This is a genomic window from candidate division WOR-3 bacterium (assembly GCA_039804025.1).
GTDB lineage: Bacteria > Hydrothermota > Hydrothermia > Hydrothermales > JAJRUZ01 > JBCNVI01.
In genome coordinates this window covers 1-25212 of the sequence record JBDRZP010000030.1, presented here as the reverse complement: position 1 = coordinate 25212, position 25212 = coordinate 1, and the positions used below count along the sequence as shown (strand labels likewise).

Below are 25212 nucleotides of genomic sequence, written 5' to 3'. Positions count from 1 at the left end.
TTATAACGATTCCAGATAAGCAAAAGGTAGACCTTTCAATTTATGATGTGTCAGGAAGAAAGGTTTTAAATATTATAAATAAAGAGCTTGAGCCAGGAATTTACAAAATAGATTTTAAAAATAAATTAAATAAGGGGATATATTTTGCAGTTTTAAAAGGTAAGGAGAAAAGGGTCAAGAAGTTTGCCGTTTTAAGATAAAAAAACTTTTGAAATATTATGGAATTATACAAGGACTTGAAATTTTAAATTTTTTTTGATATTATAAAAAATACCCCATGTAATAGGTTAAGGGTAGGAAAAGATGAGGACCCCATACCCCCTCCTGCCCCAGGGATTATTATCCCTGGGGTTTGTTTTTTTATAGGGTCTTTTTTTAAAATTTATTAAAAGCACCGCTAGCTCAACAGGCAGAGCATCGGATTCTTAATCCGAGGGTTCCGGGTTCGACTCCCGGGCGGTGCATGGAAGAAATCAAAAATGTATATAATAGTTTTCTGCACAACTCCAGGAAAAGATAAAGCCTATGAAATTTCAAGAAAAATTATTGAAAATAAACTTGCAGCATGTGTTAATTATTTTAAAGTAAATTCCATCTTTGAATGGAAGGGGAAAATTGAAGAGGAAGAAGAATACCTTCTTATCATAAAAACAAAAGAGGAAAAATTCGAAGAGCTTGAAAATTTCATTAAAAAAATTCATCCTTATGAAGTTCCCGAAATTATTTTTTTTAAAATTGAAAAAGGGAATGAAGATTACCTAAAATGGATAGATGATACTTTAAAATAGGTTCAAACCCTTATAAAAATTTTTAAATGTATGAAATTAAAATATATATCCTTTTTGCTCATATATGGAGTTCTCATATCTCAGGTTAACCCACCTTTTATAGGTGATAGATTTAAATCTTTTAGATATCTATCCACAGTGGGTCTTATAGAAGATGACCTTGATTTATTACTTGATCCAGGAAGATATTTTGAGGTTGAAAAAAATATATTATTTTCAGGGCTATCCAATATTGCTACAAATAACGATATGCCTTTCTCTGGTATTGATGGGGCATATTTTATGTTTGGTTTTAAAAATACCTTTAAACCTCTTGGAAATTTAGTTCCCTTATCTTTACTATATGCTCATCAAACATTAAAAACACCTCAACCAAATTTTTTAGGTGGAAGAGGCGAAACAGAAAATTTCATCTCTGAAAGATATGATACAGATGGTAATGGAAGTTTAGATTCTCTTCATACTGAAAAAATAATATCATCCTCCTTTAGAGAAACAAAAGAAAACCCTATTTTCCTCGGAGCTGCAAGGGAAATGGGTAACATGATAGGAGGACTATTTTTCTTTCACTCAAAATTTGGAGAATTTTTTGAGCCAGCAGGGCATCCAATTTTTAATCCCTTTGGTAATCTTTATTATTTAAGAGAAGAAAGGGACATTGTTAATGGAGCACTTCTTGAAAAAGAAGAATGGAGCGGTATAGGTAAAAGAGATTCTACATTTCAGAATAACATGTTTGGTGCCAGTTTGTATATAAAAGAGTTAATATTAAACTCGGATCTTGGTTTACAGATTGGATATGGAATAAATAACTTAAAAATTATGGAAGATATTTATACAAGAGCTTATACAGATTTTAATCCTGGTGGGTCGCTTTCAAGGGAAGATAGAATTTACCAGACCTTTTTTAACCTTAATCCTTCTGGAAGTTCATATTTTATAAGATTTTTTACAAGAAGAATCGTAAACCAAAACTATGAATCAGAAGACAATTTGTACTTTACCTATCTAAGTTCAGGAATTTCAAAGGGAAATACTCCTTTTAAGAGACTTGAAGATATATATTTAAGAGAGGATATTGGTACAGGTACTTTAAGAGAAAATAGAATCACAAACGAGACAAATGGTTCAATTGAATATGAAGATAAAGGAAATCAAATCCTTTTAGGATACAGATTCAAAGGATTTATAGATGCTGAAAAAAGAGTATTTTTCGCATTTGGCTTTTTCTTCACAAATTACATTTTTAACTCAACTTTAAGAACAGATTCAAATTTCCAAAATGTTAATGCTTTTAATGACGGTGATAATGAACTAAGTGACCCTGATGATTATACAACAACAGTAAATTATTTAAGAAGTGATAGAGTAGAATCTTCCTTTTCCAGAAGAACAATAGAATTACCTGTAGCTTGTGAAGTGAAATTAAGTAAAAACATTTTATTCAGGCTCGGTGCAAATCCTTACTTTGTATTTACTGAAGATGAAAGAACTTTTACTCCCTTATATTCCTCTACAAGGGTAACAAGAACGGTAAGAGGAGATGGAACAGAGACTATAGCAGTTGATCCTCAACAGATAAGCACAGGGAGAAGAAATTTACAGAAAGGTAAAACATCAGGTGTTAACTTTGCTTATGGTCTTTCATATAAAATAGGAGAGAATTTTTCAATGGATTTAATGGGTTTTGCAAATTTAACAAATTTAGCAAACTGGAAGGTTTCAGTAATATTTAAATTTTAAAAGGAGGTCCAAAAATGAAGAAATTTTTATATTTAAGCTTAATAGTGATAGTTAGTTTAGGTATATACTCATGTAAAAGAAAATCACTCCCACTTGAACCAGGTGAGCTTGGAAAGGAGTTTATAAAGGAAAATACACTTCCAAGAGTTCTTTCAGTAGAGACCTTTGATGGTGACAGAGTCCTTGAAGATTATGATACGACACTTGCTGATATACAGGATATAATTTTTATTTATTTTTCAGAACCAATGGATGAAAATTCCCTTTTATCATCTGTTCAGATAAGGGTAATTGGTGGAAAAGGAAATCAGGTTCCTTCAGGTTCATGGGAATATGAGAAAGAAAGTAATAGGTTAATTTATAAACTTTCACCAAATGTAGGTTATGCTGATTCAACCAAGTATGAAGTAATTATTAGAAGCTCTGCAAAAGACCTCTCAGGAAATCCACTTGATGGAAATAGAAATGGAATTGCTGAAGGAAATCTTGATGATTATTACAGAACCTTATGGACAAGGAGAGGAAATTTTGTTCCTGATCCTGATCATAATCCTCCCAGATTTATTAGCATTTTTCAAAATTTGATTTCACCGAATCCAGCTCTTCTCGGTGGATTGGTAAGGACAAGCGATAGTGTGCATGTAAGATTCTTTACAATAGATATAGATCAAAATACAGTTCAAGGTGCTTTTCATCTTTATGAATATGAAACAAATACAGAAATTCCTCTTGGAACACCTCGTTTCAGGGTAGATACCCCTGCATCAAGAACAAACATAATTTTTAAAGGTTTTACTCTTGATTACAGTAAAGTTTATAAACTTGTTATAAATACAAGTTTAAAAGATACAGCAGGTAATTCGCTTGATGGTAACAATAATGGTATTTCTGAAATAGATAGAATTGACAGGGTAGAAATATTATTTGCAACTTTCGCACCAGATAGTTCAAGAACTGATTTTCCATCTTTTGAAAATTATTCAAGAACTAATAATATAATAACCTTCTGGTTTGATGAACTTATGGATACAAGTACAATTAATTTTGGAACTATTAGGGTTTTTCGGAATTATCTTCAGGATGCAATTCCTTTTAGTATGAGAAAATTTCAAAATCATGATAATAAAAAAACATATATTGAACTTACACTTTTATCCAATAAAAATGAACCTGTATATTTATGGATAAGTAAAAATGTAAAGGATGCCGACGGATTAAAACTTGACTCAAATGGCGATAATATTGGAGGAATTGAAGAAGTAGATAACAAGATTGTAAGTATACCTTAAATTAAAAATATAAACTTCTTTTAGGGTTCGAATCCCTTTTTAAACCTTTCTAAAAATGAAGAGGACATATCAACCGAGTAGAATAAAAAGAAAAAGGAGACACGGTTTCAGAGCAAGAATGAAAACAAAAGGAGGAAGAAGGGTATTAAAAAGAAGAAGACAGAAAGGAAGATGGAGACTTACGCCCTAAATTTTAAACTTCCTGAAAGATTAAAAAAAGATGAAATTAATGAAATTTTTCAAAAAGGTAAATTTAAAAGAGGAAAAATGTTAACAGTTTTTTATAGAAAGGGTGAAGGTAAAGTAGCTTTTACAGTAAAAAAAGAAAAATTAAAGGCTCACGATAGGAATAGAATTAAAAGACTCCTAAGGGAAGTTTTTAGAAGAAATAAATTACTATTTAAAGGATATGATGTTGTCATTATAGGTAAAAGTGAAATTCTTAATTCTAACTTTACGGAATTGGAAAAAGAACTAAAGGAAATATGGGAAAAATGAGAAATTTAATTATTTTTATTATAAGAACAATAAGACTTTTTTCGAATTTATTTCCTCCTTCCTGTAGATTTTATCCGACATGTAGTCATTATGCAGAAGAGGCAGTTAAAAAATATGGGATATTTAAAGGAATAGTTCTCTCTTCATGGAGAGTTTTGAGATGTAACCCCTTTTCAAAGGGTGGAATAAACTATCCTGAAGAGGATTTAAAAATAATATTCAGAAAATGAACAGAAATTTTACTTTGATATTATTTTTGTTATTATTTTTTATACTTTATAACATTTTGCTTTTAAAACTTTTACCGAAGGAAAAAAAAGAAGAAGTAAAAGGGATAGTTGAAAAAACCGAACTTAAATCTTTAAATTTAAAAGAGAGTGGAAACTTCGTTATTGAAAATGAGAATTTAAAAATTGTTTTTTCTGAAAAAGGAGGGGCTATAAAAGAAATAATATTGAAAAAGTATAGAGACTTATCAAGCAAGGAGAATGTTAAAATAAATTCTTATAATTTTGTGTCGCCTTTTGATTCTATTTTAGAAATTAAAGAGATTACAAATAATAAAATATCATTTTCCTCGCCGGATGGAAAAGTTTCAAAAGAATTTATCCTTGAAAAGGGTTATAAATTAAAAACTAAATTTATAAATACCAATTACTTTTTATTTTCAACATTACCATTAATTGATAAAGGGGATGAAAAAATTTATCATTATATTGAGTACAGTAAGGGAAAAGTTAAAAGACATAACTATAATAATTTCTTAAATATTGACTTTGCAGGAGAAAATACACTATGGATAGGTAGTGAAACCAAATATTTTGTGCAAGTCCTTATAAAACCTGAATATTATAAAAAAATAATAAAAGGAGAGGAATATAAGGAAGGGAAATTTTTTAAACTAATAAATGAAAACAGGGACTCATTTATTACATATATAGGACCAAAGGACTATTTTGTTTTGAAAAAAGAGGGATTTTTGCTTCATGAACTTTATCCCATGGGATTTTTTATTGTCAAACCTTTTACTATTTTCATACTCTATTCATTTAATTTTCTATATGACATTACTAAACATTTTAGCCTTGTAATTCTTATTTTCACTCTTTTAATGAAAATAATATTTATTCCCTTAACAATAAAATCACTTAGAGCAATGAAAAAAATGGAAGAGTTAAAGCCAAGAATGGATGCTCTAAAAAAAGCCTATAAAGATGATCCCAAGAAATTAAATGAAGAAATGTTAAAACTTTATAAAGATATGGGAGTTAATCCCTTTTCAGGTTGTTTGCCTTTACTCTTACAATTACCTGTATTCTGGGCTCTATATCAAGTTTTAACAAATGAAATTATGTTTAGAGGAAGTGAATTATTTTTATGGATAAAGGATTTATCCAGCAAGGATCCCTATTATGTGTTACCAGTTCTCATGGGTTTAACCTCTCTTTTACAGCAGATTATTCAACCATCTCAGGATAAAGATACAAAAAGAATTGGACTTTTTATGTCTGTTTTTATTACAATTATATTTTTAAACTTTCCTGCTGGACTTGTATACTACTGGTTATTATATAATATAATTGGTTTATTTGAAACAATGTTAATTAAAAAGAGGTTTAAAAAATGAAATATATTGAAATAAAAGCTGAATCAATTGAAAAGGCAATTGAAAAGGCACTTAATGAAACAGGTGCAAAAAGAGAGGATGTTAAAATTGAAATTTTAAATGATAACCAAAACAATGTAAAAGTTAGAGTATACCTTGAATGGGAAGAATTTAAATTCATAGAAAATTTTTTAAATGGGATACTTGATATACTAAAAGATAAAGGTAAAATAAATTTTAACTTTCACCCTCCAAGAATACATGTAAATCTTTCAACAAGAAGGTCTGATAATTTATTAATAGGTAAAAAAGGAGAAACTTTAAAAGCACTTGAGCATATTCTTTATCAGATTTTTAGAAAAAAGTATAAGGATTTGAAAGTAAGGTTAGATATATCCGATTATAAAAGAAAAAGACATTCTTTCATAATTCATAAAGCTAAAGCTGTAGCAAAGTTAGTGAAAGAAATAAAAAGGGAAATAACTTTTGATCCCCTTACTGAAGAAGAGGAAAAATTAGTGAGAAGAGTCCTTAAAAAGGAAAAAGGGATAAGAATTTATACTGCTGGAAGGGGTGAGAGAAAAAATCTAATAATTGCTCCTTTAACTTAATTTGTTTAAATTAGAAGATACAATCTGTGCACCTTCTACTTCTGTATCAAAAAATTCAGCTATAAACATCATTAGAATTTCAGGAGAAAAAACTCTTGAAATTCTATCCAAAATATTAAAGCCTCCCCCACCTTATATTGAAAGAAGAATGTACCTTGGTAAAATTTATGAACCTGATACAAAAAAATTAATTGATAAAATTCAATGGGTCTATTATAAGAAACCAAAAAGTTATACAGGGGAGGATATGGTTGAGATTTTTACTCATGGTGGAGTAATTATTCCTGAAATTATTCTGAGAATACTAATTAAATTAGGAGCAAGACTTGCTGAGCCAGGAGAATTTACAATGAGGGCTGTCTTAAATGGAAAAATGGATTTGTTGCAAGCTCAGGCTATAAACCAGATAGTAAAATCAGAGAACTTGAAAGCCCTTGAGATATCCCTAAAAAGACTTGAAGGAGTTTTAAGAAAAAAATTTGAAAATTTATTTGAAGATATTAAAGAAGTTTCAGCAGAAATTGAAGTAAATCTGAATTATCCTGAAGAAGATCTTCCACCTTTTCAAAAAGAGAATATTCTAAAAAAAATTGAGCAAATAGAAAAAAAGATAAAAAAATATTTAGAGGAATCTGAAAATTCAAAAAGGATTTTTGAGGGTTTAAAGATTTCTATCTGTGGTGCACCAAATGTGGGAAAATCAACTCTATTTAATAAATTAATAAAAAAGGAAAGAGCTATAGTAAGTGAGATTCCTGGTACTACAAGGGATTACATTTCAGAAAATATAAGTATAAAGGGCATAAATTCTATCATTTACGATACAGCAGGTCTTAGATTAAAAACACCTTCAAAAATAGAAAAAATTGGAATAAAAAAAACAGAAAAAATTATTGAAGAATCAGATATAATAATATGGATTTTTGATAGCCAGAAAAAACCTCTTGAAAGGGAATTAAAAAAAATAAAAAAATTAATGAAAGAAAAAAATTTTATCTTTGTTATTAACAAAATGGATAAAAAAATTAAATGGAACAAAAATATTTTAAAAGATTTAGGAGATGAAGTTTTTGAAATAAGTGCTTTAAAAGGTATTGGTTTAGAAAATTTAGTAAAAGAAATTGAAAAAAGGTTTGAGGAAGAATCTGGATCAGCAGAAATTTCTCTTACCCTATATGAAGAATCAAAATTAAAGGAAATTCTTTACGAAATTGAGAAAAGTAAAGAAACACTCAAAGAAGGAAGGGAAGAAATAACAGGTTTACATTTAAAAAATGCCCTTTCAAATTTAAATACACTTCTTGGAAAAGATATTGATAATGAAATCTTACAGAAAATTTTTTCTGACTTTTGTGTTGGAAAATAGAAAGGTTCAAATCCCTTTAAAAAAATTTTTAAAAAAATGTTATATCAATTATCTGAAGAAGAATTAATGATTAAACAAACTGCAAGAAAAATAGCAGAAGAAAAAATAATTCCCGTAAGGGATAAATATGATAAAAGTGGTGAATTCCCCTATGAAATAGTAAAAGTAATGGCTGAAACAGACCTTTTCAGGGTCTTTATCCCTCCTGAATATGATGGTTTGGGGATGGGAATTTTTGCTCTCTGTCTTGCAGTTGAGGAACTTTCCTGGGGATGTGCTGGAATTGCTCTCTCTCTTGCAGGAACAGCACTTGGAACTTTCCCAATTATTCTTTTTGGAAGTGAAAAAATCAAAAGAAAAGTTTTACCTGAAATTGCTAAAGGAAAAATTGCCTCCTTTTGTTTAACTGAACCAGAAGCAGGAAGTGATGCTTTAAGTATAAAAACAACAGCAATAAAAAAGGATGGGGGATATGTTATAAATGGAGTAAAACAGTTTATAACAAATGCACATGTTGCTGATTTTTATTCAGTATTTGCTTTAACTGATCCTAAAAAAGGACCAAGAGGAATGAGTGCTTTTCTTGTTGAAAAGGGGACAAAGGGGTTAAAACTTGGTAAAAAAGAAGATAAATTAGGAATAAGAGCTTCTCCAACAGGTGAAGTTATTTTTGAAGATGTTTTTGTTCCTGAAGAAAATTTGATCGGAAAAGAAGGACAGGGTCTTTTTGTTGCAACTCATACATTTTTATATACACGACCCGGTGTAGCAGCCCAGGCTATCGGAATTGCCCAGGCAGCTCTTGATGCAGCAGCACTATATTCAATGCAGAGAAAACAGTTCGGTCAACCAATTTCCGGTTTTCAGGCAATACAACATAGATTAGCTGAGATGGCTATGAAAATAGAAGCAGCCCGTGCACTTACATACCAGGTTGCAAGAGCTATTGATAGAGGAGAAAAACCTGAAAAGGAATCTGCAATGGCAAAATGTTTCGCTTCCGATGTTGCAATGAGTGTAACCATTGAAGCAGTTCAAATTTTTGGCGGATACGGTTATATAAAAGAGTACCCTGTGGAAAAAATGATGAGGGATGCCAAGATAACACAGATTTATGAAGGTACAAATGAAATAATGAAAAATATAATTGCATCTGAACTTTTAAAAGAAACAAGAAGAAAAATGAAAGTTTAAAATTAACCTGCTATAGCCTCTCCACCATCAACTCTTATCACATTTCCCGTTATCCACTGAGTTTCAGGTAATGAAAGTGCATAAATTGCTTTTGCAACATCGTCTGGTCTTGTGATTCTTCCAGAAGGATTAAAAGTTTGTGCAAATTTCAACATTCTCTCATGACCCGGAATTTTTCTTAAAGCAGGTGTATCAGTTATTCCTGCTTGTATAGCATTCACGGTTATTCCAAATTTTGCAAGTTCAAAGGCAAGCTGCCTTATATGGGACTCAAGAAGGGCTTTTGAAGCAGAAACAGCACCATAACTTTCCCAGACCCTTTGAGAACCCATACTTGTCATAGCAAAAACCCTTGAACCTTTTCCAAGCAATCCTTTTTCAAAAAGATCAACAACCCACCAAACAAGAGAATTACCCATAACTTCAAGTGTCATTTCCATATCAACAGGCTTTATTCTATTATGACCTATGTAAGGTTTCAAAGTTCCAAATGCAATTGAATGCAAAAAAATTCTTAAATATTTTTTTTCCTTTTTAAGAATTTTTTCTATCTCATGGATTACCTCTTTTCTCTTCTCATGGTCCGCAGCATTAACATTGAAAAATTTTACAAAAACACCCTTACTTTCAATCTCCTTAATTAATTTTTCAACTTCAGGCATTGTACTTTTTCTGTCAAGATGAACCCCAAAAATATTTATTCCCTTTTCTGAAAGATAAAGAGATGTTGCTTTTCCAAAACCACTTGATGAGCCAAGAATTAAAGCATATTCTCCCTTCATAATATATTCATAAATTTATGGATTTGAACCAGTTTATAATTTTAATGGAATTTAAATTTATAAAGCAAATAAAAAAGAAATAATAGTTAATTAAGAAGTCTTTTTTCTAATAATTCTTTAACCTCTTTTGGATTAGCCTTACCTTTCAATTTTTCCATAACCCTTCCTACAAGAAAAGAAATTGCTGAAACTTTTCCTGACTTTATCTTTTCCACAACATGGGCATTTTCCTCTATTACTTCTTTTATAACTTCTTCTATCTCAGATTCTCCTTTTATCTCTATTTTTTCTTCAATAAGTTTATTCAAAGGTAAATTATTTTGCATTGAAATCTTAATAATTTCCTGTCCAAGGTGTCTTGGGATTTCTCCCTTTAATATTTTATTTAAAAAATCTATAAACTCAGATGTAGAAAAGGGTAAACTTTTTATATCCTCCACATTTTCCACATGTTGTAAAATTTCAGTCAAAATCCAGCCCTTTACCTTTTTATAGGGAATTTCCTCTAATACCTTCAAAGTAAAATCAGCAAGAAAGGGTGAAGATGTTATAACCTCTATTTCTTTTAATTCTGCACCTTTTTCAATAAGTTTTTTATAAAAATAATCAGGAAGAGGGGGCAAATTTTCTTTTAGCCATTCTTCTTTTACCTTAAAAGGAGGAATATCAGGCTCTGGAAAATATCTATAATCTTCAACAAACTCCTTGCTTCTCATTACCCTTGTTTCTTTCTTTTCTTCATCCCACAATCTTGTTTCCCTTTCAATCTTTTCTCCTTTCAAAAGAAGATTTTTCTGTCTCTCTATTTCATAAAAAAGGGCATCTTTTATTGCACTTAAAGAATTTAAATTTTTTAGTTCAACCCTGTGATCAGAAATTTTTTCTCTTAAATTCACTGAAACATTGGTATCCACCCTGAACTCACCCTTTTCCATATTACAATCAGAAACATTTAAATATATTAAAATTTTTCTCAAAGACTTTAAAAAGTTAATAACCACAAAGGGTGAATCAAAAACTGGAGGTGTAACAATCTCAAGAAGCGGGATTCCACATCTATTGAAATCAAGATAGACTTTTCCCTCAATATGAAAGGATTTTGCAGTTTCCTCTTCAAGATTAATCCTTTCAATGGGAAAATATTTAATTTCTTTATCCAAAAGTACAGGAACTTCTCCTCTCGAACCTATTGAGATTCCGTATTGAGTTATTTGATATCCCTTTGGAAGATCTGGATAAAAATAATTTTTTCTTGAGAAATATAAAAAATCCGGAATTTTGCAGTTTAAAGCGCGGGATACTAATATAGCATAGTATATTGCCTTTTTATTTGGTGAAGGAAGAATACCAGGCTGCCCAGTACATATAGGACAAATATTTTTATTAGGTTCTGAATCAACATCTACTTTGCAAGGACAAAACATTTTACTTTCTGTTTTTAATTGAACATGAATTTCAAGTCCTATTTTGATCACAAAATCATCCATTTAAAAGATATTCTCTATTCTTTTTAAAAGTTCAAAAAATAAGTATTCATCAAAAAACTTTCCTACAAACTGAAAACCAACTGGGAGCCCTGATTTTGAAAATCTGTAAGGGAAAGCAATAGCAGGAAGACCTGAAAGATTGATAGATACAGTAAAAATATCTGAAAGATACATTTTTATAGGGTCTTTCAGTTTTTCTCCTTTTTTAAAGGGAAGAGTTGGTGATACTGGCATCAGTAAAAGATCAAAATTTTCAAAATTTTTCATAAATTCTTTTAAAATTTTTGTTCTTATCTTCTGAGCCTTTAAATAATATTCCTCATAATACCCGCTTCTCAAAACAAATGTTCCAAGCAAAATTCTTCTTTTTACCTCCTCTCCAAATCCTTCTGTTCTTGTTTTTTCATACATTTCCCATAAATTTTCACTTTCTGATTTATAACCATATAAAACCCCATCATATCTTGCAAGATTTGATGATGCTTCTGCACAGGCTATTATATAATAAACAGGAATCGCATACTGGAAAGTTTCCATTTCAAATTCTTTAACTATTGCTATTTTTTCCTTTTCAAGAGTTTTAATAAACTCATCAAGGTGAATCTTAATTTCCCCATCAACATCTTCTGAGAAAGAATCTCTTAAAACTCCTATTTTTAAGGGAAATTGTAAAATTCTTTTTTCCTCAGGTAAATTGAAACTTGTTTTATCCCTTTCATCTTTTCCTTTTATCACATTAAAAATTATTTCAAGGTCTTCAATATTTTTAGAAAAAGGTCCTATCTGATCAAGAGAGGAAGCAAAAGCAACAAGTCCATATCTTGACACTGCTCCATAAGTTGGTTTCAAACCATAAACTCCACAGAAAGAAGCTGGCAATCTTATTGAACCTCCTGTATCAGAGCCAAGGGATAAGATAGACTCATTATTGGCAACTGAAATTGCTGAGCCACCGGAAGAGCCACCAGGAACTCTTTCTTTATCAAAAGGATTGCTTGCAGGTCCAAAAAAGGAGTATTCATTTGAAGAACCCATAGCAAATTCATCCATATTGGTTTTACCAATTATAATGGCATTTTCCTTTTTTATTCTTTCTATACATGTGGCATCATAAGGAGCAATGTAATTTTCAAGCATCCGAGAAGCACATGTGCATTTTAATCCTTTAACAAGAATGTTATCTTTAACTGAGACTGGGATACCAAAAAGCCTTCCCTCAATTTTACCCTCCTTTACTTTTTTATCAAGTATTTCTATTTCCTCAAAGATATTTTCATTTAAAGTTATAAAGGAATTAAATTCATTTTTCTTTGCTTTTTCAAAATATTCTTTTACTACTTCAGATGGTAATGCTTTTTTATTCTGATAAAGGGAAATAATCTCCTTAACCTTACTCAATGGGACTTTCTGTGACAAAGAAGTTCCCTTTTTTAAGAGGTGAGTTTTTAAATAAAAGTTCTCTATCTTTAAAATCTGAAACTTTATCTTCTCTCAAATCTGTTTGTAAATGTTCAAGGTAAAAAAATGGTTTTTCTTCTTTTAAATCAAGCTCATCAATTTTTTTAAAAAATTCTAAAATCTTTATAAAATGTTCAATATATTTTTCTTTTTTTTGAAGTCTTGCCAGTTCTAAAATTCTTTCAACTTCTTTTTCTAAATTCAATTTTAAAGAAGGTCTTTAATTCTTTCTTCTATTGTGCTTTTAGGAACAGCTCCTATGATTCTATCTACAACTTCTCCATTTTTAACGAAAAGCAGTGTTGGAATACTCATAACATAAAATTTTGAAGGAGTCTCAGAGTTATCATCCACATTAATTTTATAAAAATTAACCCTGTCCTTATATTCAGAATATAATTCTTCCATTGAGGGCTCAATCATTTTACATGGATGGCACCACTCAGCCCAGAAATCAACAACACAGGGTTTAGTTGATTTTAAAACTTTTTCTTCAAAATCCTTATCTGTGATTTCAGGAATAGCCATGAAGAAACAATAAAATTGCGGGGGCAGGATTTGAACCTGCGACCTTGGGGTTATGAGCCCCACGAGCTACCACTGCTCCACCCCGCGATGAATTATTATTATATCATAAAAAACTTTCATTTTCAATATCCATTCTAACCAAATTTTTAACTTAGTCCTATAAATTACCTTAAAATAAGAAATGATAAACTTTTTATTTTTCAATTTACTAATTTCTACCAATCAGGAGTCTTTAAGGACAAAGAGAGGTGATTATTTTTTTTCCGAAGATAAATTTAAACACTTTTACTTTAATTTATTATTAACAAATTTTTTATACTTTGAATCATATTATTCTTTTAAGTTGAAAAAAGAAAAAGCATTATACATTTCTACTTCAATACCCCTCACAGCCTCAATAGGAAAAGAAATATGGGATAAGAAGAAAAAAAACTTTTTCAGTTTCAAAGATTTAATATGGGATATAATGGGAATAGCTCTTTCAATATATATCATATATCCTGGATTTAAATAGTTACTTTAAATTTCTTTGCTTGTTTTTTCAAAAAATTTAAGAGAAGAAGGGTTTATTATTGAATTTTTATTTGTAATTTTAATTCCATTCAAAATATTTTTAACTGCAATTTCAACTTTTTTCATATTAAAGGTATAGGGAATATCGGGCGCCTCAATTATCTTAAAGGGAACATGCCTTGGTGAAGCCTTTTCTTTAAGTTCCCTCTTTATCCTTTCAATCAATTCCTGATTCAAAGAATAACCTTTTTTTAATTTTACAAATAAAATCAATCTTTCCTCATCACCATATTTTTTGGAAACAGCAAGACTATCCTCTATTTCTTTTATCTCTTCTACCACATTATAAATCTCTGAAGTTCCTATCCTTACTCCCTGAATTTTTAAAGTAGAATCTGACCTTCCCAGAAATGTTAAACCCTGTGTCTCTGAATGTAATATAACATAATCACCGTGTCTCCAGACATTTTTATTTTTAAAAAATTCAAAATAGGTTTCTCTATATTTTTTGAAATCCTTATCCCCCCAGAAATATAAAGGCATAGATGGAGAAGGAGCCTCACATACGAGTTCTCCAACTTTATCATAGATAGGTTCACCTTTTTCATCGTAAACACTCACCTTCATACCAAGTGCCCTTCCCTGCAGCTCACCTGCATGAACTTTTAAAGTAGGGCTTCCAGCAGCAAAACAACCGTTTATATCCGTTCCACCTGAAATTGAATTTAACCATAAATCATCTTTTATATTTTCATATACAAATATAAATCCTTCTTCAGACAGGGGCGACCCGGTCTGTGATATTTCTCTTAATGTTTTTAAATTGTACTTTCCCTTTGCCCTAAAGTTATTATTTTTTAGATGATTGATATAAGAAGCACTTAAACCAAAAATCGTTATTCTCTCTTCCTCAATAAGCTCAAACATCCTTCCCTCATCAGGATAAAGGGGATTTCCATCATAAAGAACAATTTTTGAACCAACAAATAAAGAACTCATTAACCAGTTCCACATCATCCAGGAAGGACTTGTTATATATGTTATAACATCACTTCTTTTTAAATCTGTATGTAAAATTAATTCCTTTAGATGATTTATTAAAACACCCATTCCACTCTGCACAATACATTTAGGTTTTCCTGTTGTTCCAGAAGAAAACATTATAAAAAGAGGATGTTCATAGGAAACCTGAATAAATTCTATATCCTTAAACTTTTCATCCTTAATAAAATCATGAAAATAAATTGCATTTTTGATAAAGGAAATATCCTTCTTTTCATTCGTGTAATTTACAACAATAACTTTTTCAACAGAAGGTAAATAATTTAAAATCTCCTTAATTCTTTCAAGATTATCGTACTTTTTTCCCTTATAAATATAAGAATCAACAGTGAATAAAATCTTCGGTTCAATTTGAGAAAATCTATCAATAACACCTTTAATACCAACTTCTGTTCCACAGGAAGACCAAACTGCCCCAAGGGATGAAGAGGCAAGTAAAAAAAGTGGGGTTTCGTATATATTCGGCATATAGGCAGCTACTCTATCTCCTTCTCTTAATCCAATCTTTTTTAAAGCAGAATTTAAAAGGGAAGTAAGTTCATAGAGTTTTTTATAAGAAATCTCCCTCCTTTCACCATCTTCTCTAATTTCTACAAAACAAATTTTTTCATCCTTTAACCTTAATAAATTTTCAGCATAATTAAATTTAGCACCCAAAAACCATTTTGCACCAGGGAAATTTTTTAAATCATCAACAATATAAGAAAATTTTTGGGAATAAATTATAGAAACATAATCCCATAAAAGCTCCCAGAATTTTTCTATGTTTTGAACTGAAAAATCATAAAGAGAAAAATAATCTTTAAAATTTAAATTTTCCCTTCTATTCACATACTCAATAAATTTTTTAATATTTGAATTTTCAATAATTTCTTTATCAGGTTCCCACAATACCCTGCGGTTTTTCTTCATCTTTTCTAAATTCTCACACTGAAAGGAACAGGGTGAAAGGTTAATATAAAAACAAGAATACAGATAATTCCTATTATCTTATCTTTTCTTTCAAGAGGTGTTATATTATCTATTGGGGGTGGATGTCTTAGTCCGAATAAAAGAAGCAAAAATCCCCAGAAAAACCAGCCGGGCCAGAAAAATCCCATTAAAATTAAAAAGGGAAATAGAAAAAATTGAATAATTTGAAACTTTTCACCAACTAAAGCATAGATTATATGACCACCGTCAAGCTGTGAAAAGGGTAATAGGTTCATTGCTGTTACAAAAAAACCAATCCATCCAGCAAAGGCAACAGGATGAAGTAAAACATTTGCATCAGGTGGAATATCTTTTCTTATTATGGAAAAAAGAAACTTAAATAAAAGGGGATCACCCAGAAATAAACCTCCTTCCCCTCTTCCTGTAACTACTTTTGAGTTAAGTATACCCCAGATAGTAAAGGGAATTGAAACTATTATTCCTGATAATGGACCTGCAGCTCCTATTCTTAAAAGAGTTTTTTTATCAGGAATTGTTGATTTCATTTTTATAAAAGCACCAAAAGTTCCCACAAGGGGATGGGGAACAGGTATAAAATAAGGAAGAGTTGCTTCAACTCCATATTTTCTGCTTGTTAAAAAATGACCCATTTCATGCGATAAAAGAATTGAAAGAAGTGCAAAGGAAAAAGGAAAACCGTATAAAAGGGATTTTGGAAATTCCTTCAAAAATTTTTCAAAATCAGCAAGATAATGCATTGAACCAGCAAACATTGTTGTTATTACTGTTAATAAAAACAAAATAAGAGGCACAATGAAATCCTTTGTCTTTAATTTGTATTCAGGATGAACTTCAAGAGCATAATAGACTCCCTTTAATTTATAAATAGATGGAACATAATTTATTTCCTTTAATCTCTCTTTCAGATAAAATAATCCTTCCCTTACATCAGGTGTGATAAAATAACCTATATAAATAGTTTTTCCCTTCTTTATGTAAGAATCGTGAATTACAAAAATCTCTTCTACCCTTTTAGTTATATCGTCCATTTTTAATTAAGAGTTCTGCACTTTTACAGGTATTTGCAAGTAAACCCGCAACTGTCATCGGACCCACACCTCCTGGAACAGGTGTTATATAATCAACAATATCCTTTACCTCTTCAAAATCTACATCACCTATCCAAGAATCTCCTTCCTTATGAATACCCACATCTATAACAACCTGTCCCTCTCTAACAAAATCTTTCTTAATTAATCTTTTAACACCTGCTGCAACTATCAAAATATCTGCTTCCTGTGTTATTTTATTCAAATTTTCAGTTTTTGAATGACAGACTGTAACTGTTGCATCTCTTCCTTTGAGTAATAAAGAGAGAGCCATTGGTTTTCCGACAATGTTACTTCTTCCAACAATTACAACATGTTTTCCTGTAACAGATATTTTATAATAATCAAGAATTTTTAGAATTCCATAAGGGGTTGCAGGAATAAAAACAGGATCACCTCTAACAAGTTTTCCAAGATTATAGGGAGTAAAACCGTCAACATCCTTTTCAGGTGGTATAAACTCAGCAATCTCTTCAGGGTCAAGATGATTTGGCAGAGGAAGTTGAACTATTATACCGTGAACATTTTTGTCTTCCCCTTTTATTTTAATTTCTTCTTTTAATTTTTCTTTAGATATATCACCTGGAAAATGTATTATTTCACACTTTATGTCAATCTTCTCAGCAGTTTGTTTTTTATTTTTTACATATAAAAGTGAAGCAGGGTTATCACCGATAAGAAAAACATTTAAAAAAGGGGTTATTCCTTTTTCTTTAAGTTCAAGAACTTTCTCATGTATTTCTTTTCTCCACTCAGAAGAAACAAGTTTACCATCCAATATTTTAGCCATAATCCCCTCCCTTTTCATATTAAAAATATTTTTTTAACCTTTTACCAAGGTCTGATTTTAAAAATTTAATTCTTTCCTTATAAAGTATCTGTTTTGCTAATATAAAATTTTTCTTTTCTTCTATTTTTTTAATTTCATTATTAAGAGAAATGTATTTTAAAACTCCGTAATTATCAAATATTAAAAAATATAAAATTAAAAGCATTAAAAGAATAAAAGATATAAAATTTCTGTTTTTCACAGAGTTAATTTTTTTCCCCAGAAAATTCCCTTATACTCACTTTCAATTTCAAGTAATCTATTATATTTACAGGTTCTTTCCCCTCTTGCAACTGCACCTGTTTTTATAAAAAGGGAACTGGTACCAACTGATAAATCTGATATAAAGGTATCTTCAGTTTCACCTGATCTATGGGAAATAACAGTGTTATAATTATTTGACTTAGCCATATTTATAACATCAAGGGTTTCTGTTAAAGTTCCTATCTGATTTAATTTTATTAGAATGGCATTTGCTATACTTTCTTTTATTCCTTTTGAAAATCTTTTTTCATTTGTAACAAAGATATCATCCCCAACTATCATTATTTTATCCTTAAATTCAGAGGTAAAAATTTTCCATGCTTCCCAGTCTTCTTCTGCAAGAGGATCTTCAATTGAAAAAATAGGATAATTCTTTATTATATCTGAATAAAACTTCATCAGTTCATCAAAATTTAGTTCTTTTCCTTCAAGCCTGTAAGTTCCTTCCTCCTTATTCCATAACTCAGTAGCCGCAACGTCCAATGCAAGATAAATTTCTTTTCCTGGTTTATATCCAGCCCTTTCTATGGCTTTAAGGATAAAATCAAGAGCTTTTTTTGTATTTTCTATAAAAGGTGCAAAACCACCCTCATCTCCCACTGAAGTTTGTAAACCATTCTCTTTAAGTAAAATTTTCAAAGTGTGATAAACTTCAGAACCTGCTCTTAATGCATCTTTAAAGGTAGAAAATCCAATTGGAACTATCATAAATTCCTGAATATCAAGTGGATTATCTGCATGAACACCACCGTTTATAAAATTCATCATAGGAATAGGTAAAAAATTAGCATTTACGCCACCAATGTACCTAAAAAGAGGAACACCTGCTACATGGGCTGCTGCCCTTGCAACAGCAAGAGAAACACCAAGAATAGCGTTTGCTCCAAGCCTTGATTTATTTTCCGTTCCATCAAGATTTATCATAAGCTCATCAATTTTTCTCTGTTCAAAAACCTCCATATCTTTTATTCTTGGAGCAATCTCATTTTCAACAGAACTTATGGCTTTTAAAACACCTTTTCCAAGAAACCTTTTTTTATCACCATCCCTTAGTTCAAGTGCCTCAAAAGTTCCTGTTGAAGCCCCGGATGGAACAAAAGCAGAACCTTTAGCACCATTTTCAAGGATACATACAACTTTCAGGGTAGGATTACCCCTTGAATCAAGAACTTCATAAGCTTTTAAATCCTTTATTTTCATAATAAATTGTAAGAATTAAAAATAGATTATTGCAATTCTTCTCTTTCTATTTTACCATCTCTTAAATAGATAATTCTTCTTGCTCTCTTTGATACATCAGGGTCATGGGTTACTACAATTACTGTTTTGCCCAATCCACTTAACCTGTCAAAAATATCTAAAATTTCATTCCCGGACTTTGTATCAAGATTACCTGTTGGTTCATCAGCAAGTAAAATTTCAGCTCCTCCCACAAGTGCTCTTGCTATTGCTACCCTTTGCATTTCTCCTCCTGAAAGTTCATGAGGTCTGTGATTCCTTCTTTCATAAAGTCCGACTTCTTTTAAATAATATTCAGCAAGCTCCTTTCTCTTTGTTTTTGGAAGACCCATATATATCAAAGGTAACTCAACATTCTCTATTGCAGTTATTCTCGGAATAAGATGAAAAGATTGAAAAACAAAACCCACTTCCCTGTTTCTTATTTCAGCAAGTTCATCCTCTGAATAATTTGATATGTCCTTACCTTTAAAAATATATTTACCTTCAGTAGGTCTATCAAGAAATCCAATTATATGTAAAAGAGTGCTTTTTCCAGAACCTGATGGACCCATAATTGCAATATACTCTCCTCTTTCAACTCTAAGTGTTATGCCATCTAAAGCATTAATAAAAGTTTTTCCCATAATATAAATTCTTTTAACATCCAAAAGTTCAATTAAAATCATTTTGTCTTTGACTTTTTCTTTTCTTTTTCTGATTTAATTTTTACTTTTTCACCATCCTTAAGTTTTTTTAAAATATCTTCAGGTCCTGTTATTACTGTATCGGAAACATTAAGTCCCTTTACAATTTCAATTCTTGTGAGACCTTTTATACCTGTTTTAACATATTGTTTTTTTGCTTTTGAGTTTTTAATAAGGAAAACAAAAGTTTTGGGCTCTCTGTTTTCTGATTCCATCTTTTCAGCTTTTTCTCTACCAAGAGCAGAATAAGGGAGTGTAATTGCACTATCCTTTTCTGCTGTTATAATCTCACAGGAAGCACTCATACCTGGAATAAGAAAATCATTTTTTTCTAACATATCAATTTCTACTTGAAATTTTGGAGTCTCAGTAGTTCTATTTAAATTAGAACTAAAAGAAGAACTAACAAATCCACCAACTCTTGCAACTTCACCTTTAAAAATTGTGTCGGGAAATGCATCTACTTTTATGTTTACCCTCTGCCCTCTTTTTATTTTAGGAATTTCAGTTTCATCGATTTCACATTTTACTATCATCTTACTCCTATCAGCAATTATCATTATAACAGATGCTGGATTATTAACTGTCCCTGCAATAACGATTTCCCCTTCCTTTTTATAAACCTCAATAACCTCTCCATCAATAGGGGACCTTATATAACATTTTGACAATCTGTTTTCTATTTCTTTTAAACTAAAACTATCTTCTTTTACCTTAAAGGAAATTGCCTTAAGATTTGCTTCAGCATTTTCAAATTCTTTTTGTGAGATTAAATTTTTTTCATATAAATTTTTTTCCCTATCAAAATTAATTCTTGCCATTTTTAACTTATACAAATCCTCCTCTAACATTAATTTTATTTTTTCTTTTTGAGTTTCATACTCAGATGGATCAATAATACATAGAAGATCACCTCCTTTAACAAAATCTCCTTTATTAAAAAAAATTTTTTTTATTTTCCCTATAACTTCAGAACTGATTTCTACCTGTTTGTAAGCTTCAATAGTTCCGTAAGTTTTGACACTTTCTGATATAAAACCCTTTTTTACCACCTCAATTTCAACAAATTTTTCCTTTTTTCCAGTTTTTAAGTTGAGAAAAATTAAAATTATGAGTAAAAAAATTATTCCTGATATTATTAAAATTTTCTTCATTTTATTTCTCCACCTTTATAAGTTAAATTTCCTGTTAAATAAAGATAAAAGGATACAGAAAGTTTATAGTTATAAAGAGAATTAATATAATCAACTTCAGAATTTTTTAAATTCTCTTCAGCCTGCCTTAATTCAATTGAGGATAACTTTCCCAGTTTAAAACTCTCTTCTGCATACTTATATCCGATCTCAGAGTTTTTAAGTTTTTCTTTTGATATATCAAGTGCTTTTTTTGAAATTTCTATTTCTCTTTTTGCCTTTTCATAATTAATTTTAGATAAAAGATAAATTCTCTTAAAGTTTTCATTTTCAAAATCCCTTCTGATTTTATTTCTCAAAATATTGAAAGGATAATCCCAGAATCTTAAAGAAAAGGTAACATAGAGACCTCTTGAGCTTTCAGGATTTCTAAAAAGGGAATTTAGGGATGAATCAGAAAAGGAATAGTAATAGGAAAGATAAACCTCTGGCATAAAAGAAAAAACACTGTAAATAAAATTTAAGTTCTGTGCCTTTTTTACCTGTTTCTCAGATTCAACAGGATAAAAAAGATTTTTCTCTTTTTCCTCAAATTTTAGAGTTTCTATCTCAATATCTAAGGGAATGTAAAGAAAATCTTTTTCCTCACCGATTATGTAGTTAAAATCGTAAAGGGCGTCATAAAAATTTTTTTCAGCTTGACTTTTATTTAAATAGGCATCATTAACCTGAATTTTTATATTCATAAAATCTAAATAAGAAATTAACCCATTTTTATATTTTTCTTCAGCAAGTTTATAATTTTCTTCAGCTCTTTCAAGACTCTTTTGAACTGCTTTTAAAATATTTCTTGTTCTTAAAACATTAAAGTATTTTGATTCAAGTTCATAAATAAATTTCATTTTATATTCTGTTAAATATAATCTCCCCCTTTCTTTTTCAAAATATGAATCTAAAGCACCAATAAGGTTAGAAGGAGAAAGTATAGGCACATTTATTGATGTGGTAAAAGTGTAGCCTTTACTAACAGAGTAAAAAATGGGGGTTGGAACTCCTGGAATAAATGTTTTTATTCCCCTTCTTGTATCTGAATAACTACCCTGAGCGCTGACTGATGGAAGATTGCTAAAAACTGAATTTACAAAATCAATATTTCTTAAAAGATCATTTTTTTCTTCCATTTTTATTTCAGGATTTTTTTTAAAGGCAAGTTTAATAAACTCATCAAGACTTATTTTAACTGAATCAATTTTTATTAAAAGTAAAATTAAAATCATAATTTTCTCCTTTTATTCAAATCTTAAACATTCAATGGGGTCCTTTTTTGCTGCCTGTGAAGCAGGATAAATTCCAAAGAATATTCCAACAACCATAGAAAATAAAAGAGCAATAAATATACTCCAAGGGGGAATCCTTGAAGGTAAAGGAGTTAAAACATCAACCAGTTTTCCTATTAAGGCTCCGAGAAAAAGACCTAAAAAACCTCCAATTGAAGTTAACAAAATAGCTTCAAGCAAAAACTGATATAAAATATCTTTTCTTTTTGCCCCAACTGCCATTCTGATACCTATTTCCTTTGTTCTTTCAGAAACTGAAACAAGCATTATGTTCATTATTCCAATTCCACCAACAAGTAAGGCTAAAGAAGCAATACCTATCATTGCTGCAAATATACCTCCTGTTATTGACCTATAAATTTGAAGAAGCATTTCCTGCGTATTTAAAGAGAAATTATCCTCATCCGTGAAAAATAGTGTTCTTCTTTTTCTTAAAAACTTCCTCAATTCTTCCATTGCTTCCTTTATCTCATAATTCTTTTTTATTTTCACCTGAATAACAGGACTTATAAAAACCTCCTGCCAGTCAAATACTGGCTTTCCTTTTAATTCTTTACCTTTTGAAAAGGGTAATATGATAATTCTATCAAGTGATTGTCCAAAAATTTCCCCTCTTTTTTTTAAAACTCCAATAATTAAAAAATTCTTATTCCCTATTTTTATTTCTTTACCCAGCGGATCTTCTTCCTCAAATAGAGTTTCTTCAATATATTTTCCAATTACACATACATTTCTTTTAAAAAATTCATCCTCTTCATTTAATTTTCTTCCACTTTCAATTTTATATCCTGATACTTCAAAGTAAGATGGAGTTACTGCTATTACATCTAAATCTTCAAGTTTCTTATTTTTATATTTTGCTTCTTTTAAATTAAATAAATCAAGGGAAATGGAAGCATCTTCAACAAAATCAAGTTCTTTGATATCCTTTAAATCATCCTCTGTAAAATCAGGAAATTCTTTAAATTTTTTCCACCATTCTCTTTCTGCTGACCCCACAAAGACCTTCCATTTATATTTTTGAATATAAATAACATCTGAACCAACAGCTCCGAATTCTTTATAAACATAACCGTTTATTCCCTCAATAATTGACATCATTGATATAACAGTTCCAACACCTATTATAATTCCAAGAGTTGTTAATACAGATCTTAATTTATGGGTTTTTATACCATAAAGTGAAATCTGAAATAGATCAGAAATTTTCATATTATTTAAGGGTCACATCCAGAAAAAGCATTATAACAACACCAAGGACGGTTCCAAAGGTGGCTAATCTTTCATGACCTTTTCTGTGGGTTTCTGGCACAATCTCGTCACTAATAACATAAATCATGGCACCAGCTGCAAAACCCATGGCATAAGGCAAAATAGGCTTTGCAATACTGATAAGCCAGGCTCCAAAAATAGCAAGAGGAATCTCAATCAAACCCGACCTTATTCCTGTTATCGCTGCATAAAACCTTTTACCAAATCCAGCTTCAAGTGCAGAAACCGAAACTGAAAAACCTTCCGGAATATTCTGAATTCCAATGGCAAGCATCAAAATAATAGCATCCTTTATATTACCTGATCCAAAACCAATTCCAACAGCAAGACCCTCTGGCATATTATGAATTGTTATGGCAATTATAAAAAGCCATATACCCTTTAACCTTTCAGTTTTAACACCTTCTTTTCCTAATACAGGATGTATATGAGGTATAATATGGTCACCTAAATCAAGAATAAAAGAACCAAGCAATATTCCAATAAGAACAGGAATAATTCCACCCTTCTCAATCCCAGGTAAAATCAAACTTGTAAAACTTGCTGCAAGCATAACACCTGCAGCAAATCCAAGAAGAGTATCAATCAATTTCTGAGAGGGTTTGGTAAAGAAAAAAATTAAAAGAGCACCTAACAAATTTAAAAAGGAAATAACTAAACCACCAAGAAGTCCGAGAATTACTTTATTTCCTCCCAGTGATAAATCTAAAAATATTTTTTCAATCAATTCCATATTATAGAAAGTTATAATTATAAGATAAGTTATCTTAAAAGAAAAAAATTAAATTAATCATGAAAGAAAACAGATTTAACAGAATTAAAAAAAGGGGCTTTTTAGTAAAGTAATAATGTTGTTATTTTGCATATTTTGATATTATAATTATTATATGGAAATATTTGGAATAGGACTTACATTGCTTGCAGGAGTTTTAACTTATCTTGCTTGGAGTAATGGCAGATGGATGAAGGAAATGCTAAGTAAACAAAATGAAATGCTAAATAAACAAAATGAAATTTTAAATAAACATACTGAAATACTAAACAAGCAGACAGAAACATTAAATAAACAAAGTGAAATGTTAAATAAACAAACTGAAATGTTAAATAAGCAAAGTGAAATGTTAAATAAGATAGCAGAAATGTTAAATAAGCAATCAGAAACACTTAATAGACACACAGAAATCCTAAACAGGCAAACAGAAATGTTAGAAAAAATAAGTGAGATGCTTTATAAAATGGATGAAACTTTAAAGGTTATGGAGAAGAATGCTGAGGAAAGGCATAAGGAAGTATTGGAAATTATAAAGCATTTGAAATAATTAGAATTAATCTTTAATTTTTTAACAATTTATTTTATAATTTAAATATTATGAATTTTGAAGAATATTTAAAAGAAATCAATATTAAAATTTTAAATTTTTGTAAAAAATATAATTTTTTTCATCATAAAGATGATCTTTTAGGAGAAGCATTTTTATGTTTTAA

28 protein-coding genes and 2 tRNA genes are annotated in these 25212 nt (G+C 30.0%); 14 read left to right on the top strand and 16 right to left on the bottom strand.

Annotated features, from left to right (window positions below):
- From ABIN73_09290 to ABIN73_09235, 12 genes are all read left to right on the top strand, one after another.
- Nucleotides 1-200, top strand: a 200-nt coding sequence (locus ABIN73_09290; protein MEO0269917.1) for a T9SS type A sorting domain-containing protein, incomplete at its 5' end; no start/stop codon positions are given.
- A 191-nt stretch (nucleotides 201-391) separates the two neighbouring features.
- Nucleotides 392-464: transfer RNA gene (locus ABIN73_09285), tRNA-Lys, on the top strand.
- A gap of 15 nt (nucleotides 465-479) precedes the next feature.
- Nucleotides 480-788 (top strand): divalent-cation tolerance protein CutA, encoded by a 309-nt coding sequence (cutA, locus tag ABIN73_09280; GenBank protein ID MEO0269916.1) that lies wholly within the window; start codon nucleotides 480-482, stop codon nucleotides 786-788.
- 30 nt (nucleotides 789-818) lie between these two features.
- Complete coding sequence (locus tag ABIN73_09275; GenBank protein ID MEO0269915.1) at nucleotides 819-2531, top strand: hypothetical protein; 1713 nt, start codon at nucleotides 819-821, stop codon at nucleotides 2529-2531.
- Between the two features lie 14 nt (nucleotides 2532-2545).
- On the top strand, nucleotides 2546-3820 hold the full coding sequence (locus ABIN73_09270; GenBank protein MEO0269914.1) for an Ig-like domain-containing protein: 1275 nt from the start codon (nucleotides 2546-2548) through the stop codon (nucleotides 3818-3820).
- Between the two features lie 55 nt (nucleotides 3821-3875).
- On the top strand, nucleotides 3876-4010 hold the full coding sequence (gene rpmH / locus ABIN73_09265; protein MEO0269913.1) for a 50S ribosomal protein L34: 135 nt from the start codon (nucleotides 3876-3878) through the stop codon (nucleotides 4008-4010).
- The gene (gene rnpA / locus ABIN73_09260; GenBank protein MEO0269912.1) at nucleotides 3992-4318 is read left to right on the top strand and encodes a ribonuclease P protein component; all 327 of its coding nucleotides are present in this window, start codon (nucleotides 3992-3994) and stop codon (nucleotides 4316-4318) included. Before rpmH ends, rnpA begins: the two co-directional genes overlap by 19 nt.
- On the top strand, nucleotides 4315-4548 hold the full coding sequence (yidD, locus tag ABIN73_09255; protein MEO0269911.1) for a membrane protein insertion efficiency factor YidD: 234 nt from the start codon (nucleotides 4315-4317) through the stop codon (nucleotides 4546-4548). The genes rnpA and yidD overlap by 4 nt, the downstream gene beginning before the upstream one ends.
- Entirely contained in the window at nucleotides 4545-5945 is a 1401-nt protein-coding gene (gene yidC / locus ABIN73_09250; GenBank protein MEO0269910.1) for a membrane protein insertase YidC, read from the top strand. The genes yidD and yidC overlap by 4 nt, the downstream gene beginning before the upstream one ends.
- Nucleotides 5942-6535: a Jag N-terminal domain-containing protein gene (locus tag ABIN73_09245; GenBank protein ID MEO0269909.1), complete on the top strand. Its 594-nt coding sequence runs from the start codon at nucleotides 5942-5944 to the stop codon at nucleotides 6533-6535. The genes yidC and ABIN73_09245 overlap by 4 nt, the downstream gene beginning before the upstream one ends.
- A 1-nt stretch (nucleotide 6536) precedes the next feature.
- Nucleotides 6537-7901 (top strand): tRNA uridine-5-carboxymethylaminomethyl(34) synthesis GTPase MnmE, encoded by a 1365-nt coding sequence (gene mnmE, locus ABIN73_09240; protein ID MEO0269908.1) that lies wholly within the window; start codon nucleotides 6537-6539, stop codon nucleotides 7899-7901.
- Nucleotides 7902-7937: 36 nt separating this feature from the next.
- Nucleotides 7938-9095, top strand: a complete 1158-nt coding sequence (locus ABIN73_09235) for an acyl-CoA dehydrogenase family protein (GenBank protein ID MEO0269907.1) — start codon at nucleotides 7938-7940, stop codon at nucleotides 9093-9095.
- A gap of 2 nt (nucleotides 9096-9097) precedes the next feature.
- Here ABIN73_09235 and ABIN73_09230 read toward each other — a convergent pair whose 3' ends face one another.
- The 6 genes from ABIN73_09230 to ABIN73_09205 form a co-directional block, all read right to left on the bottom strand.
- Nucleotides 9098-9877 (bottom strand): SDR family oxidoreductase, encoded by a 780-nt coding sequence (locus ABIN73_09230; GenBank protein ID MEO0269906.1) that lies wholly within the window; start codon nucleotides 9875-9877, stop codon nucleotides 9098-9100.
- Nucleotides 9878-9963: 86 nt separating this feature from the next.
- Nucleotides 9964-11364 carry an Asp-tRNA(Asn)/Glu-tRNA(Gln) amidotransferase subunit GatB gene (gene gatB / locus ABIN73_09225; protein MEO0269905.1) on the bottom strand — a complete coding sequence of 467 codons (1401 nt, stop codon included), beginning with the start codon at nucleotides 11362-11364 and terminating at the stop codon, nucleotides 9964-9966.
- The gene (gene gatA, locus ABIN73_09220; protein MEO0269904.1) at nucleotides 11365-12762 is read right to left on the bottom strand and encodes an Asp-tRNA(Asn)/Glu-tRNA(Gln) amidotransferase subunit GatA; all 1398 of its coding nucleotides are present in this window, start codon (nucleotides 12760-12762) and stop codon (nucleotides 11365-11367) included.
- A complete protein-coding gene (locus ABIN73_09215; protein ID MEO0269903.1) occupies nucleotides 12755-13027 on the bottom strand; it encodes an Asp-tRNA(Asn)/Glu-tRNA(Gln) amidotransferase subunit GatC in 273 nt (90 codons plus the stop codon). The genes gatA and ABIN73_09215 overlap by 8 nt, the downstream gene beginning before the upstream one ends.
- A 2-nt stretch (nucleotides 13028-13029) precedes the next feature.
- Entirely contained in the window at nucleotides 13030-13350 is a 321-nt protein-coding gene (gene trxA / locus ABIN73_09210; protein MEO0269902.1) for a thioredoxin, read from the bottom strand.
- Between the two features lie 15 nt (nucleotides 13351-13365).
- Nucleotides 13366-13437 (bottom strand) — tRNA-Met (locus tag ABIN73_09205).
- Nucleotides 13438-13531: 94 nt separating this feature from the next.
- Between ABIN73_09205 and ABIN73_09200 the strand changes: the two genes are divergently transcribed.
- Nucleotides 13532-13864 carry a hypothetical protein gene (locus ABIN73_09200; GenBank protein MEO0269901.1) on the top strand — a complete coding sequence of 111 codons (333 nt, stop codon included), beginning with the start codon at nucleotides 13532-13534 and terminating at the stop codon, nucleotides 13862-13864.
- A gap of 5 nt (nucleotides 13865-13869) precedes the next feature.
- On the opposite strand, the gene ABIN73_09195 is transcribed toward ABIN73_09200, so the two are convergent.
- The 10 genes from ABIN73_09195 to ABIN73_09150 are packed head-to-tail and all read right to left on the bottom strand — an operon-like array spanning nucleotide 13870 to nucleotide 24460.
- Nucleotides 13870-15837 carry an acetoacetate--CoA ligase gene (locus ABIN73_09195; protein MEO0269900.1) on the bottom strand — a complete coding sequence of 656 codons (1968 nt, stop codon included), beginning with the start codon at nucleotides 15835-15837 and terminating at the stop codon, nucleotides 13870-13872.
- A gap of 5 nt (nucleotides 15838-15842) precedes the next feature.
- Nucleotides 15843-16907, bottom strand: coding sequence for a site-2 protease family protein (locus ABIN73_09190; GenBank protein ID MEO0269899.1), 1065 nt, complete (start codon nucleotides 16905-16907; stop codon nucleotides 15843-15845).
- A complete protein-coding gene (locus ABIN73_09185; protein ID MEO0269898.1) occupies nucleotides 16891-17757 on the bottom strand; it encodes a tetrahydrofolate dehydrogenase/cyclohydrolase catalytic domain-containing protein in 867 nt (288 codons plus the stop codon). Before ABIN73_09185 ends, ABIN73_09190 begins: the two co-directional genes overlap by 17 nt.
- A gap of 19 nt (nucleotides 17758-17776) precedes the next feature.
- Nucleotides 17777-17998, bottom strand: coding sequence for a hypothetical protein (locus tag ABIN73_09180; protein ID MEO0269897.1), 222 nt, complete (start codon nucleotides 17996-17998; stop codon nucleotides 17777-17779).
- Entirely contained in the window at nucleotides 17995-19260 is a 1266-nt protein-coding gene (gene eno / locus ABIN73_09175) for a phosphopyruvate hydratase (protein MEO0269896.1), read from the bottom strand. Before eno ends, ABIN73_09180 begins: the two co-directional genes overlap by 4 nt.
- Before the next feature lie 26 nt (nucleotides 19261-19286).
- Complete coding sequence (locus ABIN73_09170) at nucleotides 19287-19967, bottom strand: ABC transporter ATP-binding protein (GenBank protein MEO0269895.1); 681 nt, start codon at nucleotides 19965-19967, stop codon at nucleotides 19287-19289.
- Complete coding sequence (locus ABIN73_09165) at nucleotides 19964-21139, bottom strand: efflux RND transporter periplasmic adaptor subunit (protein MEO0269894.1); 1176 nt, start codon at nucleotides 21137-21139, stop codon at nucleotides 19964-19966. The genes ABIN73_09170 and ABIN73_09165 overlap by 4 nt, the downstream gene beginning before the upstream one ends.
- On the bottom strand, nucleotides 21136-22395 hold the full coding sequence (locus tag ABIN73_09160) for a TolC family protein (GenBank protein ID MEO0269893.1): 1260 nt from the start codon (nucleotides 22393-22395) through the stop codon (nucleotides 21136-21138). Before ABIN73_09160 ends, ABIN73_09165 begins: the two co-directional genes overlap by 4 nt.
- A 12-nt stretch (nucleotides 22396-22407) precedes the next feature.
- Nucleotides 22408-23667, bottom strand: a complete 1260-nt coding sequence (locus ABIN73_09155) for an ABC transporter permease (GenBank protein MEO0269892.1) — start codon at nucleotides 23665-23667, stop codon at nucleotides 22408-22410.
- A gap of 1 nt (nucleotide 23668) precedes the next feature.
- Entirely contained in the window at nucleotides 23669-24460 is a 792-nt protein-coding gene (locus ABIN73_09150; GenBank protein ID MEO0269891.1) for a ZIP family metal transporter, read from the bottom strand.
- Between the two features lie 154 nt (nucleotides 24461-24614).
- Here ABIN73_09150 and ABIN73_09145 point away from each other — a divergent pair, with 154 nt between their 5' ends.
- Nucleotides 24615-25046, top strand: a complete 432-nt coding sequence (locus ABIN73_09145; protein ID MEO0269890.1) for a hypothetical protein — start codon at nucleotides 24615-24617, stop codon at nucleotides 25044-25046.
- Nucleotides 25047-25212 lie beyond the last annotated feature (166 nt).

Excerpts from the sequence above, each read along its gene's own strand:
- cutA (MEO0269916.1), top strand. The coding sequence starts at position 480 with ATGTATATAATAGTTTTCTGCACAACTCCAGGAAAAGATAAAGCCTAT.
- ABIN73_09275 (MEO0269915.1), top strand. The coding sequence starts at position 819 with ATGAAATTAAAATATATATCCTTTTTGCTCATATATGGAGTTCTCATA.
- ABIN73_09270 (MEO0269914.1), top strand. The coding sequence starts at position 2,546 with ATGAAGAAATTTTTATATTTAAGCTTAATAGTGATAGTTAGTTTAGGT.
- rpmH (MEO0269913.1), top strand. The coding sequence starts at position 3,876 with ATGAAGAGGACATATCAACCGAGTAGAATAAAAAGAAAAAGGAGACAC.
- rnpA (MEO0269912.1), top strand. The coding sequence starts at position 3,992 with ATGGAGACTTACGCCCTAAATTTTAAACTTCCTGAAAGATTAAAAAAA.
- yidD (MEO0269911.1), top strand. The coding sequence starts at position 4,315 with ATGAGAAATTTAATTATTTTTATTATAAGAACAATAAGACTTTTTTCG.
- yidC (MEO0269910.1), top strand. The coding sequence starts at position 4,545 with ATGAACAGAAATTTTACTTTGATATTATTTTTGTTATTATTTTTTATA.
- ABIN73_09245 (MEO0269909.1), top strand. The coding sequence starts at position 5,942 with ATGAAATATATTGAAATAAAAGCTGAATCAATTGAAAAGGCAATTGAA.
- ABIN73_09235 (MEO0269907.1), top strand. The coding sequence starts at position 7,938 with ATGTTATATCAATTATCTGAAGAAGAATTAATGATTAAACAAACTGCA.
- ABIN73_09230 (MEO0269906.1), bottom strand. The coding sequence starts at position 9,877 with ATGAAGGGAGAATATGCTTTAATTCTTGGCTCATCAAGTGGTTTTGGA.
- gatB (MEO0269905.1), bottom strand. The coding sequence starts at position 11,364 with ATGGATGATTTTGTGATCAAAATAGGACTTGAAATTCATGTTCAATTA.
- trxA (MEO0269902.1), bottom strand. The coding sequence starts at position 13,350 with ATGGCTATTCCTGAAATCACAGATAAGGATTTTGAAGAAAAAGTTTTA.
- ABIN73_09200 (MEO0269901.1), top strand. The coding sequence starts at position 13,532 with ATGATAAACTTTTTATTTTTCAATTTACTAATTTCTACCAATCAGGAG.
- ABIN73_09195 (MEO0269900.1), bottom strand. The coding sequence starts at position 15,837 with ATGAAGAAAAACCGCAGGGTATTGTGGGAACCTGATAAAGAAATTATT.
- ABIN73_09190 (MEO0269899.1), bottom strand. The coding sequence starts at position 16,907 with ATGGACGATATAACTAAAAGGGTAGAAGAGATTTTTGTAATTCACGAT.
- ABIN73_09185 (MEO0269898.1), bottom strand. The coding sequence starts at position 17,757 with ATGGCTAAAATATTGGATGGTAAACTTGTTTCTTCTGAGTGGAGAAAA.
- eno (MEO0269896.1), bottom strand. The coding sequence starts at position 19,260 with ATGAAAATAAAGGATTTAAAAGCTTATGAAGTTCTTGATTCAAGGGGT.
- ABIN73_09170 (MEO0269895.1), bottom strand. The coding sequence starts at position 19,967 with ATGATTTTAATTGAACTTTTGGATGTTAAAAGAATTTATATTATGGGA.
- ABIN73_09165 (MEO0269894.1), bottom strand. The coding sequence starts at position 21,139 with ATGAAGAAAATTTTAATAATATCAGGAATAATTTTTTTACTCATAATT.
- ABIN73_09160 (MEO0269893.1), bottom strand. The coding sequence starts at position 22,395 with ATGATTTTAATTTTACTTTTAATAAAAATTGATTCAGTTAAAATAAGT.
- ABIN73_09155 (MEO0269892.1), bottom strand. The coding sequence starts at position 23,667 with ATGAAAATTTCTGATCTATTTCAGATTTCACTTTATGGTATAAAAACC.
- ABIN73_09150 (MEO0269891.1), bottom strand. The coding sequence starts at position 24,460 with ATGGAATTGATTGAAAAAATATTTTTAGATTTATCACTGGGAGGAAAT.
- ABIN73_09145 (MEO0269890.1), top strand. The coding sequence starts at position 24,615 with ATGGAAATATTTGGAATAGGACTTACATTGCTTGCAGGAGTTTTAACT.